General features: G+C 71.9%; 8 protein-coding genes. All 8 read left to right on the forward strand.

The genetic code is table 11. The features are described from left to right. The first annotated feature begins 107 nt into the window (after positions 1 to 107). The 8 genes from ABEA04_RS07565 (at position 108) to ABEA04_RS07600 (ending at position 14,086) form a co-directional block, all read left to right on the forward strand. Entirely contained in the window at positions 108 to 1,391 is a 1,284-nt protein-coding gene (locus ABEA04_RS07565; RefSeq protein WP_345456445.1) for an ROK family protein, read from the forward strand. Beyond that, positions 1,388 to 2,551 (forward strand): xylose isomerase, encoded by a 1,164-nt coding sequence (xylA, locus tag ABEA04_RS07570; protein WP_345456447.1) that lies wholly within the window; start codon positions 1,388 to 1,390, stop codon positions 2,549 to 2,551. The genes ABEA04_RS07565 and xylA overlap by 4 nt, the downstream gene beginning before the upstream one ends. A gap of 151 nt (positions 2,552 to 2,702) precedes the next feature. Continuing rightward, positions 2,703 to 7,526 (forward strand): ThuA domain-containing protein, encoded by a 4,824-nt coding sequence (locus tag ABEA04_RS07575; RefSeq protein WP_345458255.1) that lies wholly within the window; start codon positions 2,703 to 2,705, stop codon positions 7,524 to 7,526. A gap of 518 nt (positions 7,527 to 8,044) precedes the next feature. Beyond that, positions 8,045 to 9,625 (forward strand): sugar ABC transporter ATP-binding protein, encoded by a 1,581-nt coding sequence (locus ABEA04_RS07580; RefSeq protein ID WP_345456450.1) that lies wholly within the window; start codon positions 8,045 to 8,047, stop codon positions 9,623 to 9,625. Next, a complete protein-coding gene (locus ABEA04_RS07585; protein WP_345456453.1) occupies positions 9,622 to 10,743 on the forward strand; it encodes an ABC transporter permease in 1,122 nt (373 codons plus the stop codon). The genes ABEA04_RS07580 and ABEA04_RS07585 overlap by 4 nt, the downstream gene beginning before the upstream one ends. Before the next feature lie 109 nt (positions 10,744 to 10,852). Next, on the forward strand, positions 10,853 to 11,923 hold the full coding sequence (locus ABEA04_RS07590; protein WP_345456456.1) for a substrate-binding domain-containing protein: 1,071 nt from the start codon (positions 10,853 to 10,855) through the stop codon (positions 11,921 to 11,923). A 103-nt stretch (positions 11,924 to 12,026) separates the two neighbouring features. Further along, the gene (locus tag ABEA04_RS07595; protein ID WP_345456458.1) at positions 12,027 to 13,226 is read left to right on the forward strand and encodes a Gfo/Idh/MocA family protein; all 1,200 of its coding nucleotides are present in this window, start codon (positions 12,027 to 12,029) and stop codon (positions 13,224 to 13,226) included. Next, positions 13,223 to 14,086, forward strand: coding sequence for a ThuA domain-containing protein (locus ABEA04_RS07600; RefSeq protein WP_345456460.1), 864 nt, complete (start codon positions 13,223 to 13,225; stop codon positions 14,084 to 14,086). Before ABEA04_RS07595 ends, ABEA04_RS07600 begins: the two co-directional genes overlap by 4 nt. Positions 14,087 to 14,219 lie beyond the last annotated feature (133 nt).

Below are 14,219 nucleotides of genomic sequence, written 5' to 3' on the forward strand. Positions count from 1 at the left end.
CGGCACCCGGCCCGGGGGGCTTGCCAGAACGCGCGCCCGTACTTAGTTTGTTTGCCGCACGAACTAATGGGTGACGCTCGTCACCCTCGGTCGGAGAGGAGGCGTCGGTGTCCGCACCCGAGCCGCCGACCGCTCGCCGCAGCCTGGTCCCCCTCGACCTGCGACGCGCCAACCTGGGCCTGACGCTGCGGTGGCTGCGCGACCACGGTCCGCGCTCGCGGGCCTCCCTCGCCAACGAGCTCGAGCTGACCCGGTCGACGGTCTCGACGCTGGTCGCCGAGCTGGTCGAGCGCGGCCTGGTGCGAGAGGGCGCCGTGCAGCGCTCCGCCATCGGGCGCCCGGGCACCGCCGTCGAGCTCGACGGGCGTGCGGTGTGCGGCCTGGGCGCCGAGGTCAACGTCAACCACATCTCGCTCGCCGCGCTGGACCTGACCGGCACCGTCGTCGCCGAGCGCAAGCTCGCCCTCGACGCCCGCGAGCTCGACGAGGTGCAGGTCGTCGACCAGCTCGTCGGCCTGGTCCGCGAGACCACCGACCTGCTCGCGGCGAGCGGCACCACCCCGGTCGGACTGACCGTCGGGGTCGCCGGACTGGTCGACCGCGAGCGCGACGTGCTCACCTTCGGGCCCAACCTCGGCTGGCGCGACGTCGCGCTCGGCGAGCTGGTCCGGGGCCGGCTGGAGGCGTCGTACCCCGTCGAGATCGACAACGAGGGCAACCTGGCCGCCACGGCCGAGGCGACCCCGGGCGACCCCGAGCGGCGCGACATCCTGGTGATCTTCGGCGAGGTCGGCGTGGGCGGCGGCATCGTGGCCGACGGTCGTCTGCTGCGCGGGCGACAGGGCTACGCCGGCGAGTTCGGCCACATGATCGTCGAGCCCGAGGGACGCCGGTGCGGCTGCGGACGCCGTGGCTGCTGGGAGACCGTCAGCGGCCTCGGCGCGCTGCTCGAGACCGCCGCCGACCCCGACGACCCGGTCCGCGGCGCCGAGATGCCGCTCGAGGCACGACTCACCGAGCTCAACCGTCGCGCCGACCTCGGCGACGCGCGCACGCTGGCGGCCCTCGCCCAGGTCGGCTCGTGGGTGGGGGTCGGCGCCGCCGTCCTCACCAACGCGCTCAACCCCGCGGCGATCGTCCTCAGCGGCTACTACGCGATGGTCGGGCACCACATGCGCCCGGCGATCGAGGCAGCGCTGCGCGACGGCGTCCTGGCCCCCGACGCCGGCGGGACCCGCGTCGAGCTGTCCCACCTCGGCTTCCTCGCCGCGGTCCGCGGCGGAGCGCTGGCCTCGCTCGAGACCGTCTTCACCGACCCGACCACGGTGCCGCGCCGCACCGAGACCGCGACCCCGATCCCGTCCGCCACCGGCAAGGAGCAGTACGCATGACCGACGACCTGACCCCCCGTCCCGAGGACAAGTTCTCCTTCGGGCTGTGGACCGTCGGCTGGCAGGGGGTCGACGTGTTCGGCCCGGCCAGCCGGCCCGCCCTCGACCCGGTCGAGGCCGTGCACCGGCTGGCCGACCTCGGCGCGGCCGCGGTCACCTTCCACGACGACGACCTCCTGCCCGACGAGACGACGCGTCAGGCGACCCTCGACCGCTTCACCAAGGCCCTCGCCGACACCGGGCTGCACACCGAGATGGTCACCACCAACCTGTTCGGCCACCCGGTGTTCAAGGAGGGCGCCCTCACGGCCAACAACCGCGAGGTGCGCCGCTACGCCCTGTCCAAGGTGCTGCGCAACATCGACCTCGCCGCCAGCCTGGGGGCCGAGACCTTCGTCATGTGGGGAGGCCGCGAAGGGGCCGAGCACGGCGCGGGCAAGAACGTGCGCTCCGCCCTGGACCGCATGGTCGAGGCCATCGACATCGCCTGCGACTACGTGCGCGAGCAGGGCTACACGATGCGCTTCGCCCTCGAGCCGAAGCCGAACGAGCCCCGCGGCGACATCCTGCTGCCCACCATCGGGCACGCGCTCGCCCTGATCGGCGAGCTCGAGCACCCCGAGATGGTCGGCCTCAACCCCGAGGTCGGCCACGAGGAGATGGCGGGTCTCAACTTCGCCCACGGCATCGCGCAGGCGTTGTGGCACGGCAAGCTGTTCCACCTCGACCTGAACGGCCAGCACGGCCCGCGCTTCGACCAGGACCTGCGCTTCGGCGCCGGCAACCTGCGCGGTGCGTTCTGGACCGTCGACGCGATGCTCGGCAGCGGGACCGGCACCGGCTACGACGGCTACGTGCACTTCGACTACAAGCCGCCGCGGGCCGAGGCCGCCGACGGGGTCTGGGACTCCGCGCGGTCCTGCATGCGCAACTACCTGCTGCTGCGCGAGCGCGTCCGCGCCTTCCGCGCCGACGCGGAGGTGCAGGCCGCCCTCGAGGCCGCCGGCGTGGCCGCGCTCGACCAGCCCACGCTCGGGGCCGGCGAGGACCTCGCCGACGTCCGCGGCGCCGCGTACGACCTCGAGACCCTCGGCGCGCGCAGCGTGGCGCTCGAGGCCCTCGACCAGCTCGCCCTGGAGCACCTCCTCGGGGCCCGCTAGGCACCCCTCGACCAGCACCAGGCCACCACCCGACCACCACCAGCACGACCCAGCACGACCCAGCACGACCGCACCACCAGGGGCCGAACGCCCGGGGACCCGCCCCGGAACCAGGGGAGCGCAGCCACCCCATTGAAGGGAAACACCCGTGATGGATCGCATCACGCGTCTGCGACGGCGAGCTCGACACGGGCTCGCCGCCGCCCTCGCCACCGTCGTCGCCGTGCCCATCGGCGCGCTCGCCCTGAGCCCAGCTCCGGCCGCAGCGCACGAGGGGCACGACGAGACGGCACCGTTCAACGCACTCGTGTTCAGCAAGACCGCCGGCTTCCGGCACGGCTCGATCGAGGCCGGGGTCACGGCCATCGAGCAGCTCGGGGCCGACCACGGCTTCACCGTCGACGCCACCGAGGACGCGACGGACTTCACCGACGAGAACCTCGCGCAGTACGACGTCGTCATCTGGCTCTCGACCACCGGTGACGTGCTGAACGACGAGCAGCAGGGAGCCTTCGAGCGCTACATCGAGAACGGCGGCGGCTACGCCGGCATCCACGCGGCGTCCGACACCGAGTACGACTGGCCCTGGTACGGCCAGCTGGTGGGCTCCTACTTCAAGGGCCACCCGGCACCCCAGGACGTCAGCGTCAAGGTCGAGGACCAGGTGCACCCCTCCACCGAGGGCTTCGCCCCCACGTGGCAGCGCTTCGACGAGCTCTACAACTACCGCACCAACCCGCGCGGCAAGGTGCACGTGCTCGCCTCCTACGACGAGAGCAGCTACACCGGCGGCGACATGGGCGCCGAGCACCCGATCAGCTGGTGCCAGGACTACGACGGCGGTCGCTCCTGGTACACCGGCATGGGGCACACCGACGAGTCGTTCTCCGAGCCGCAGTTCCTCGACCACGTCCTCGGCGGCATCCGCACCGCCGCCGGCGTGCTGCCGGCCGACTGCGCCGCGACGCTGGACGCCAGCTTCGAGAAGGTCACCCTCGACGACAACACCGCGAACCCGATGGAGCTGACCATCACCCCCGACGGCCGGGTCGTCTACATCGACCGCGGCGGCGACGTCCGGCTGATCCAGCCCAACGGCAACACGAGCACCGCGGGCAGCGTCGACGCCTACACCGGGCAGGAGTTCGGCCTCCTCGGGATCGCGCTCGACCCCGACTTCGAGACCAACAACTGGCTCTACCTCTACTACTCGCCCACCGGCACGCAGGCGATCGACCGGGTCTCGCGCTTCACCATGGACGGCGACGTGATCGACCCCGACAGCGAGACCACCATCCTCGACATCCCGACGCAGCGCGCCGAGTGCTGCCACGCGGGCGGCGCGATGGAGTTCGACAAGGACGGCAACCTCTACATCGCCACCGGTGACAACTCCAACCCGTTCGCCTCCGACGGGTACGCGCCGATCGACGAGCGCCAGGGCCGCTCGGCCTGGGACGCCCAGCGATCCGCCGGCAACACCAACAGCCTCAACGGCAAGGTGCTGCGCATCACCCCGCTCGACGCGGGCGGGTACGACGTCCCCGAGGGCAACCTGTTCCCCGAGGGCACGGCCAAGACGCGGCCCGAGGTCTACGCCATGGGCTTCCGCAACCCGTTCCGCATCGGTCTCGACGAGCAGACCGGTCACCTCCTCGTGGCCGACTACGGTCCGGACGCATCCGCGGTCAGCCCGACCCGCGGTCCCAACGGCCGCGTGGAGTGGAACATCCTCTCCGAGCCCGGCAACTACGGCTGGCCCTACTGCGTGGGTGACAACACCCCGTACAACGACCACGACTTCGCCACCGGCACGTCGGGCCCGGCCTTCGACTGCTCGGCCCCCGTCAACGACTCGCCGAACAACACCGGCCTCACCCAGCTGCCGCCGGCGGTCCCGGCCACGATGTGGCAGAGCAACAACTCCTCGATCACCGGCGTGCCGGAGATCGGTGCCAGCGGGGCCCCGATGACCTCGGGCACCTACGCCTACGACCCCGACCTGGACTCCGACACCAAGTGGCCGGCCTACTTCGACGGCAAGGCGATCTGGGCCGACTGGAACAACTCGCGGCTGTTCACCGTGCAGCTCAACGAGGACCACACCGACTACACCGACGTGAACCGGTTCCTCCCCGACCTGCAGATGACCCGGCCGCACGCCCTGCAGTTCGGGCCCGACGGCTCGCTCTACATGATCGAGTGGGGCAGCGGCTTCGGCGGTGACAACGCCGACTCCGGCGTCTACCGGATCGACTACGTGCAGGGCAACCGGGCGCCGATCGCCCGCGCCACCGCCGACCGCACCTCCGGTCCCGCGCCCCTGACGGTCGCCTTCGACGGCTCCGGCTCCTCCGACCCCGACGGCACCCCGGTGACCTACTCGTGGGACTTCGACGGCGACGGGACCGAGGACTCCACTCAGGCCCAGGTCAGCCACACCTACGAGGACGAGGGCGAGTACACCGCCCGGTTGACCGTGACCGACGAGGGCGGCCGCACCGCGGTCTCGAACATCAACATCGTGGTGGGCAACACCGCGCCCACGGTCGAGCTGGTCGCCCCCGTCGAGGGCGGGTTCTTCGAGTTCGGCGACACGATGCGCTACTCCGTCGAGGTCACCGACCCCGAGGACGGCGACGCCATCGACTGCCAGCGGGTCGTCGTCCAGGCCGGACTCGGCCACGACGAGCACTCGCACGGCTACGAGCAGTACCGCGGCTGCGAGGGCGTCCTCCCGCTGCCCGGCGACGAGGGCCACAACGGCGCCAACATCTTCGGCACCATCACCGCCACCTACACCGACGGCGGCAGCGGCGACGTCCCGGCCCTGAGTGGCCAGGACGTCATCGTGGTGCACACCAAGCGCAAGGAGGCCGAGTTCTTCGACGAGACCGGCCGCGTGGGTGGCGGCACCGCCGGTGACCCCGGCGTGGTCCGCGAGACCAGCTCGGACAGCGCCGGCGGCGGCCAGAACATCGGCTACGTCGAGCCGGGCGACTGGATCCGTTGGGACGTGATGAACCTGACCAACATCCAGGAGATCTCCCTGCGGGCCGCGACCCCGACGGGTGCCTCGGAGTGGGAGGTGCGCACCGGGACCCCGGACGGGCCGGTGGTGGCCGAGATCACCGTCGAGCCGACCGGCGACTGGCAGACCTACGGCGACTTCAGCGGCGAGGTGAGCGGCGAGACCGCCACCGTCTCGGGCCCGCTGTACTTCGTGGAGGTCAGCGGCGGCACGAACGTCAACTGGATCGACTTCGTCGGCGACGGCATCACCGACAACCGTCGACCGGTCGTGACGGCGAACGCCTCGGTCGAGTCGGGCCCGGCGCCCTTGGAGGTCGACTTCACCGCGTCGGCGACCGACCCGGACGGCGACGCCCTCGAGTACGCGTGGGACTTCGGTGACGGCGCGACCGCCGACACGGCCGACGCCACCCACGTCTACACCGAGCCCGGCACCTACGACGCCGTGCTCACGGTGACCGACGCGCGCGACGCCGTCGCCACCAAGACGATCGAGATCACCGTCGTCGGCGACGTCGAGACCTGCTTCACCGGACGGTCCGACGACTTCCTCGGCGACGCCCTCGACACCGACCGGTGGGACTCGGTGGTGCGCTCCGACGGCACGATGACGGTCTCCGACAGCCAGCTGCACATCCCGCTGACGGGTACCGACATCTACGGCTCCGGCGGCACGCCGGTGCCCAACATCGTGCTGCAGCACCTGCCCGGTGGCGCGTTCGAGGTCACCACGAAGGTGACCCTGCCGGCCGACCGGCAGTACCAGCAGGCCGGACTGATCGTCTACGGCGACGACGACAACTACGTCAAGCTCGTGACGCAGGGCCGCACCGCCCAGCCCGACCCGGCCGGCCGGATCGTCCAGTTCGCCAAGGAGGTCGGTGGCACCGCCACGGAGACCAACACCAACGCGCTGGGGGCGGACTTCCCCGACACGGTGTGGCTGCGGTTGACCAGCCCGGACGGGCTCGCGGTCTCGGCGTCCTACAGCACCGACGGTGCGACCTTCACCGAGATGGGTGGGGCGGCCCGTGACCTGAGCGGGATCAACGAGCCCCGCGTGGGCCTGACGGCGTTCGCGAACAACGCGGCCGCCGCCGGGATCGTCGCCGACTTCGACAGCTTCTCGATCACGCCGGACGACACGGCCGTGCCGTGCGAGCCGGGTGAGCCGGAGGTGCCGTCGGTGACGACGACCGCCGCGCCGCAGGCGCCCGACGGCAAGGCCGGGTGGTACACCCGCCCGGTCACGCTGACGCCGAGCGCCACGGGAGGGGTCGGTGCGCTCGACCTCGAGTACCGCCTCGACGGTGGGGCCTGGAGCGCCTACGACGCACCGATCGTGGTGCGCACCGACGGCACCCACCAGGTGCGGGTCCGCGCCACCGACGAGGAGGGCACCCGCTCGCCGGTCGTCACGACGGTGGTCAAGCTCGACCGTGCCCTGCCGACCGTGTCGGTCACCGGGCTCTCCGGCGGACAGACGCTGCCGATCTCCGCGCGGCGGAGCGTGCGCGTCGCCACCACCGACGCCACGTCCGGCATCGCCACCCGGCGGATCCGGCTCGACGGCAGGCTCGTCGGATCACCGGTGCGCATCGACGCCGCCGACCTGGGATCGGGGACCCACCGGATGGTGGTCACGGTCACCGACCGTGCCGGCCACACCCGGGTCCGCACGACCACCTTCCGGGTCAGCGTCAGCTACAGCAGCGCCCAGGCGTTGCTGCGGCGCTTCGAGCGCGAGGGCACGGTGGCGAGCGGCAAGGCCGCGAGCATCAGCCGGGCCCTCGCGGCGGCCAGGAAGGCCGACCGTGCCGGCGACGTCCGCGCGGCCCGTCGCGCGCTCGGCGAGGTCCAGCGGCTCAGCCGGACGGTGCAGAGCAAGCCGGCGCGCGCCGCGCTGCTCGACGCTGCCCAGCAGCTGAAGGCGCAGGTGTAGCCGCTGCCCGATGACGTCCGCTCACACTCCCGGCCCGGCTCGCGACGCGGGTGACCTCGGCCCGGCGGCTCGGCACCGCCGGACCCTGGGGGCCGGGAGAGTGGGCGGCGGGGGAGTGGGCACCTACGGGTGCCCGCTCCCCGCGGCCGGCGCCGGGGCAGCGCGCTCCGTCCCGGTGCCGGCCGCACCCGGTCAGGCCGTCGTGACCGCGCGGCCCTGCGCGCCTCCGGTTCCTCGGCACGACCCACACGACTCACGGCGGTCGTGCTGTCCACGCAGCAGCCGGGATGCGACGATGCACCACCGACGGACGCCCGCGGCGTCGGCGCTCGTGCCCGATCGGGCTCTGAGCGGTCCCCGGCAGCGTCCGACGCTGCATTCTGGCCCGCGGGGTCCGGTTTCAAACCAAAGTTCTGCCGATCGTTATGCAGAACCGCTTGTCAGAACAGCAGAACCCCGCCTACTTTGGGGTGAGCAGGCTGTGACCGGCCTCACGGCCGCTACGACGAAGGAGTGGGATGACGACGCTGGACAAGCAGCTCGGCGAGCCTGAGGGAGCACCGTCGAGCGCCGGGTCCGACGACGCGTTGCTGCACATGCGCGGCATCGTGAAGCAGTTCGCCGCCGTCCGGGCGCTCGACGGGGTCGACCTCGACGTGCGCGCCGGCGAGGTGCACTGCCTGCTGGGCCAGAACGGCGCCGGCAAGTCGACCATGATCAAGGTCCTCTCGGCGTCCTACCAGCCCGACGAGGGCACCGTCCGCTGGGACGGCGAGGAGGTGCGGTTCTCCACCCCGCAGGCCGCCATCAAGGCCGGCATCTCCACGATCTACCAAGAGCTCGACCTGGTGCCGGGCCTGACCGTCGCCGAGAACATCTACCTCGGCCACGAGGTCTCCACGGCCGGCTTCAGCCGCCGGGGCGACACCAACCAGCGCACCCGCGACCTCCTGGCCCGCCTGGGCCACAGCGAGATCCCGCCCGGGCGCCTCGTCGGCGACCTCTCGCCCGCGGGCCAGCAGGTCGTCAGCATGGCGCGGGCGCTCTCGCACGACACCCGCCTGCTCATCCTCGACGAGCCGTCGGCCGTGCTCGACCACGGTGAGGTCGAGAACCTCTTCCGCGTCGTGCGCAGCCTCACCGCCGCCGGCGTCGCGGTCATCTACATCACCCACCGTCTCGACGAGATCCGCGAGATCGGCGACCGCATCACCGTCCTGAAGGACGGCAGCACCGTCGCCACCGGCCTGCCGGCGCGCGAGACCCCGACGTCCGAGCTGATCCGCCTGATGACCGGTCGCTCCATCAAGTACGTCTTCCCCGAGCGCACCGAGCAGTCGGTCAGCGCCGAGGACGTCGCCGCGGCCGAGCCGGTGCTCAAGGTCGAGGACCTCTCGCTGGCCGGTGTCTTCTCCGACGTCGACCTGCAGGTGCGACCCGGCGAGATCGTCGGCCTCGCGGGCCTGGTCGGCTCCGGCCGCACCGAGATCCTCGAGACCATCTACGGCGCCCGCCGGGCCAGCTCGGGCTCGGTGCACGTCGACGGCAAGCCGCTGCGGCGCGGCTCGACCCACGCCGCGGTCAAGGCCGGCGTCGGCCTCGCCCCCGAGGAGCGCAAGAGCCAGGGCCTGCTGCTCGACCAGTCGGTCTACACCAACATCACCGTCTCGAGCATGGGCCGGTTCTCCAAGCTCGGCTTCCTCGACCGGGGTGCCGAGAAGCGCCGTGCGCACGAGTACGTCGAGTCGCTCGACGTGCGCCCCAAGGGCGTCGAGCACGCCGTCCGGGCGCTCTCGGGCGGCAACCAGCAGAAGATCGTCCTCGCCCGGTGGCTGCTGCGCGACTGTCGCGTGCTGCTGCTCGACGAGCCCACCCGAGGCGTCGACGTCGGCGCCCGCTCCGAGATCTACAAGCTCGTCCGGTCGCTGGCCGACTCCGGCATCGCGGTGCTCGTCGTCTCCAGCGAGGTCGAGGAGGTGCTCGGCCTGGCCGACCGAGTGCTGGTCGTGCGCGAGGGTCGCGTCGTCCACGAGGCCGTCGCCACCGAACTCGACGAGTCCCGGGTCCTCGACCTGGTGATGGAAGGAACCCCCAAGTGACCGACTCCCGTACCGAGCGCTCCGACGGCTCGTCGCTCGACAAGAACGACGGCAAGCACGTCGCCGACCCGGTCGAGGCGCTGCCCGAGGTGGAGCCCACCGACTCCTCGCAGTCGACGATCGCCCCGGCGGCCACGCGCAACAGCACCTTCGGTCGCCTGGCCGACATGGGCTTCTTCCGCATCGTCGGCCTCGTCGTGGTGCTGCTGCTGATCGTCCTGGTCGGCACCATCACCGCCGGCGACCGCTTCTTCGCCACCGACAACTTCCTGACGATCCTGCGGTCCTCCGCCGTCCTCGGCGTGGTCGCGGTCGGCATGACCTTCGTGATCACCGGCGGCGGCATCGACCTCTCCGTCGGCGCGGTGGCCGCGCTGGCCTCGGTCTGGGCCACCACGGTGGCCAACCAGCAGATCGCCCAGGACACCCACTGGTCCTTCATCGTGCTGGTCGCGGTGCTCGTCGGTGCCGGAGCCGGGTTGGTCAACGGCATCCTGATCGCCTACGGAAAAGTCGTGGCGTTCATCGCCACCCTCGCCATGCTGGTCGCCGCCCGCGCCCTGGCCGAGACGATCTCCGACAACCGCAACCAGTCGGCGCGCGAGCTGCGCGGGTTCTTCGACTTCTTCGGCCAGAAGCCGCTCGGCATCGACATGGTGATCTGGCTGTTCGTCGTGGTCGCGATCGTCGGCTGGGTGCTGCTCAACCGCACCACGTTCGGACGCCGCACCTTCGCGGTGGGCGGTAACCCCGAGGCGGCCCGCCTGGCCGGCATCAACGTCAAGCGGCACACCACGCTGCTCTACGTGCTCGCCGGCGTCTGCGCCGCCCTGGCCGCGCTCATCTACATCGCCCGCACCACCACCGGCTCCTCCAGCCACGGTGAGCTGCTCGAGCTCGACGCCATCGCCGCGGTCGTCATCGGCGGCACGCTGCTGGCCGGTGGCCGCGGCACCATCACCGGCACCGTCCTCGGCGTGCTGATCTTCACCACGCTGACCAACGTCTTCGTCCTCAACAACCGCCCGCCGTCTGAGCAGGACCTGCTCAAGGGCGCCGTCATCGTCGCCGCCGTGCTGCTCCAGCAGTTCGTGGCGTCTCGGAAGCGCACCACCTAGCAGCACCGGCAGCACCTGCATTACCTGGCACCACCCGGTGCCGACCGGTGCCGCTGTGGCACCACCTTCCACCGCATCACTTCTCAGCACGACCACCAAGGAGCACCACATGTCCCTGCACCACCTCTCCGGCCGGCGCAAGAAGTTCACCGCCGCGCTCGCCGTCGTGGCCGTGCTCGGCCTCAGCGCCTGCACGAGCAACGACGACTCCAGCGACGACGAAGGCAACCCCAACCTGGACGGCGGCAACTCCAACGCCGAGGCAGGCTCGAACGACGAGGCCGGCGACAAGATCGTCATCGGCTTCTCGGCCCCCGCGGCCGACCACGGCTGGATGGCGTCGATCACCGACTCCACCGAGCGGGTCGCCGAGGGCTACGACGACGTCGAGCTGCGTCTCGTCGAGGGCACCAACGACGTCAACGCCCAGATCTCCCAGGTCGAGACCTTCATCAACGACGGCGTCGACGCGATCGTGCTGCTGCCGTTCGACGGTGCCGCGATGACCCCGGTCGCGCTGCAGGCGATGGAGGCCGGCATCCCGGTCGTCAACGTCGACCGTGAGTTCGACGACCCGAACGCCGCCCGCGTCACCGTCCTCGGTGACAACTACGGCATGGGCGTCTCGGCCGGCGAGTGGATCTGCAACGACGCCGGCGGCGAGACCGACCTCGTCATCGGCGAGATCCAGGGCATCGCCTCGCTGCCCCTGACCCAGGACCGCAGCCAGGGCTTCGCCGACGCGCTCGGCGAGTGCGGCCTCGAGGTCGCCAACCAGGTCGAGGCGCAGTTCACGCCCGAGAGCGGCACCGACGCCGCCACCAACCTGCTCCGCGCGCTGCCCGAGATGGACTACCTCTGGAACCACGACGACGACCAGGGCGTCGGCGTGCTGGCCGCCATCGAGGAGGCCGGCCGTGACGAGTTCAAGATGATCGGTGGCGCCGGTTCCAAGCAGGTCATGGAGTCGATCAAGGCCGACGACAGCGTGCTCAAGGCCACGGTCATCTACCCCTCCACCCAGGGTGCCGACGGCCTGAAGCTGGCCCGTCTGCTCGCCCAGGGCAAGGCCGTCGACGACCTCGTCGAGGTCGAGGTCCCGCGCGAGGTGCAGCTCTACGCGCCCGTCGTGACCGCAGACAACGTCGACAAGTACCTCGAGACCGCCTTCGAGTCCTGAGCCGCTGAGCCTTCACCCCCTCACGCGGTAAGCCGCCGGTCGTGCCACCCCTCGCGGGTGGCACGGCCGGCGGTGCCGCATCGACGCACCGGAGCTATCTGAGATGACCAGCACCACCCCCGGCCCCTCCTCCCGCCCCGACCTGCGGGTCGGCATGGTGGGCTACGCGTTCATGGGCGCCGCCCACTCGCAGGCGTGGCGCTCGGCGCCGCGGTTCTTCGACCTGCCCATGAACCCGCGCATGCAGGTGCTCGGCGGTCGTGACGCCGCGCGGGTGGCCGACGCCGCCCAACGCCTGGGCTGGGCCTCGACCGAGACCGACTGGCGCCGCCTGGTCGAGCGCGACGACGTCGACCTGGTCGACATCTGCACGCCCGGCGACAGCCACTGCGAGATCGCGATCACCGCGCTCGAGGCCGGCAAGCACGTGCTGTGCGAGAAGCCGCTGGCCAACACCGTCGCCGAGGCCGAGGACATGGTGCGCGCCGCCGAGGCCGCCGCCACCCGCGGCGTCCACTCGATGGTCGGCTTCACCTACCGCCGCGTGCCCGCGATCGCGCTGGCGCGCCAGCTGGTCGCCGAGGGCCGCCTCGGCGAGATCCGCCACGTGCGCGCCCAGTACCTGCAGGACTGGATCGCCGACCCGCAGGCCCCGCTGTCGTGGCGCCTGGAGCGTGAGAAGGCCGGCTCCGGCGCGCTCGGCGACATCGGCGCCCACATCATCGACCTCGCCCAGCACATCACCGGCGACCGCATCACCGAGGTCTCGGGCCAGCTCGACACCTTCGTCAAGGAGCGCCCGATCGCCGCCGACCACAGCGGTCTGTCGGGCACGGCGGGGGAGTCGCAGGAGATGGGCCGCGTCACCGTCGACGACGCCGCCAGCTTCCTGGCGCGCTTCACCGGCGGCGCCGCGGGCGTCTTCGAGGCCACCCGCTTCGCCACCGGCCGCAAGAACGCCATCCGCCTCGAGCTCAACGGCTCGCGCGGCAGCCTGGCCTTCGACTTCGAGGACATGAACGTCCTGGAGTTCTTCGACGCCGAGGAGGACGACGAGACCGCCGGCTTCCGTCGCATCCTCGCCACCGAGCCCACGCACCCCTACGTGGGCGCCTGGTGGCCTCCGGGCCACGGCCTGGGCTACGAGCACGGCTTCACCCACCAGGTCGTCGACCTGGTGCACGACCTGGCCGGTGGCCGCCCGCCGGCGCCGTCCTTCGCCGACGGCCTGCAGGTCCAGCGCGTGCTGGCCGCCGTCGAGACCAGCTCCGACACCCGCAGCTGGCAGCAGGTCCCTGCGTGATCGACCGCGGCTCGGCCGCCGTCGCCCTGGCGACGGCGGCCGCAGCCGCGTGCCTGTCCTCGGCCGCCCCCGGTGCGGCGCTGCCCGAGCCGTCACCTGACGCCGGCCGCACGACCGGACCGGCGAGGGTCGTCGTCGAGCGCGCGCCGCGCTTCGACGTCCTCGTCTTCTCCCGCACCGCAGGCTTCCGCCACGAATCGATCGACGAGGGTCGCGCCGCGATCCGCGAGCTCGGCCGCCGACACGGGTTCTCCGTCACCACCACCGAGAGTCCGCGCGCCTTCACCGACGCCAACCTGCGCCGCTTCGAGGCGGTCGTGTGGCTCTCGACCACCGGCGACGTGCTCGCCCGGCCCCAGCAGCGCGCCTTCCAGCGCTACGTGCGCGCCGGGGGCGGCTACGTGGGCGTCCACGCCGCCGCCGACACCGAGCACGACTGGCCCTGGTACGGACGGCTCGTCGGCGCCTGGTTCCGCAACCACCCGGCGATCCAGCGCGCCACCGTGCGCGTGGAGAACCGCCGCACCCCGTCGTCCTGCTTCCTGCCGCGCGCCTGGTCGCGCACCGACGAGTGGTACAACTTCCGCGCCCCGCGGCCCGGCAGCAGGGCCGACGTCAGCCCCCGCGGGCGCGTCACCGTCATCGCCCGCCTCGACGAGTCGACCTACGACGAGCACGACGGCACCGCCCGGCCCGACGACCACCCGATCGCGTGGCAGCACCGCTTCGAGGGCGGCCGCGCCTGGTACACCGGCGGCGGCCACACCGAGGAGTCCTACGCCGAGCCGCGGTTCCGCCGTCACCTGCTCGGCGGCATCCGGTGGGCCGTCCAGCAGGTGGACGGCGCAGCCTGCGCCTGACGCCGCGGCGCAGGGTGCCCGCATCTCGCCGGGTGAAACGTCACTTTTGCATTGACGCCAGCCAAAACCCGCACCTAGTGTGACGGCTGCCACAGGGCTACCTCCCGAAGTAGACCGTTCTCGGTGGCACTTC

The organism is Nocardioides marinquilinus (assembly GCF_039543705.1).
In the GTDB taxonomy this organism is placed as follows: domain Bacteria; phylum Actinomycetota; class Actinomycetes; order Propionibacteriales; family Nocardioidaceae; genus Nocardioides; species Nocardioides marinquilinus.

Excerpts from the sequence above, each read along its gene's own strand:
- ABEA04_RS07595 (WP_345456458.1), top strand. The coding sequence starts at position 12,027 with ATGACCAGCACCACCCCCGGCCCCTCCTCCCGCCCCGACCTGCGGGTC.
- ABEA04_RS07575 (WP_345458255.1), top strand. The coding sequence starts at position 2,703 with ATGGATCGCATCACGCGTCTGCGACGGCGAGCTCGACACGGGCTCGCC.
- xylA (WP_345456447.1), top strand. The coding sequence starts at position 1,388 with ATGACCGACGACCTGACCCCCCGTCCCGAGGACAAGTTCTCCTTCGGG.
- ABEA04_RS07590 (WP_345456456.1), top strand. The coding sequence starts at position 10,853 with ATGTCCCTGCACCACCTCTCCGGCCGGCGCAAGAAGTTCACCGCCGCG.
- ABEA04_RS07580 (WP_345456450.1), top strand. The coding sequence starts at position 8,045 with ATGACGACGCTGGACAAGCAGCTCGGCGAGCCTGAGGGAGCACCGTCG.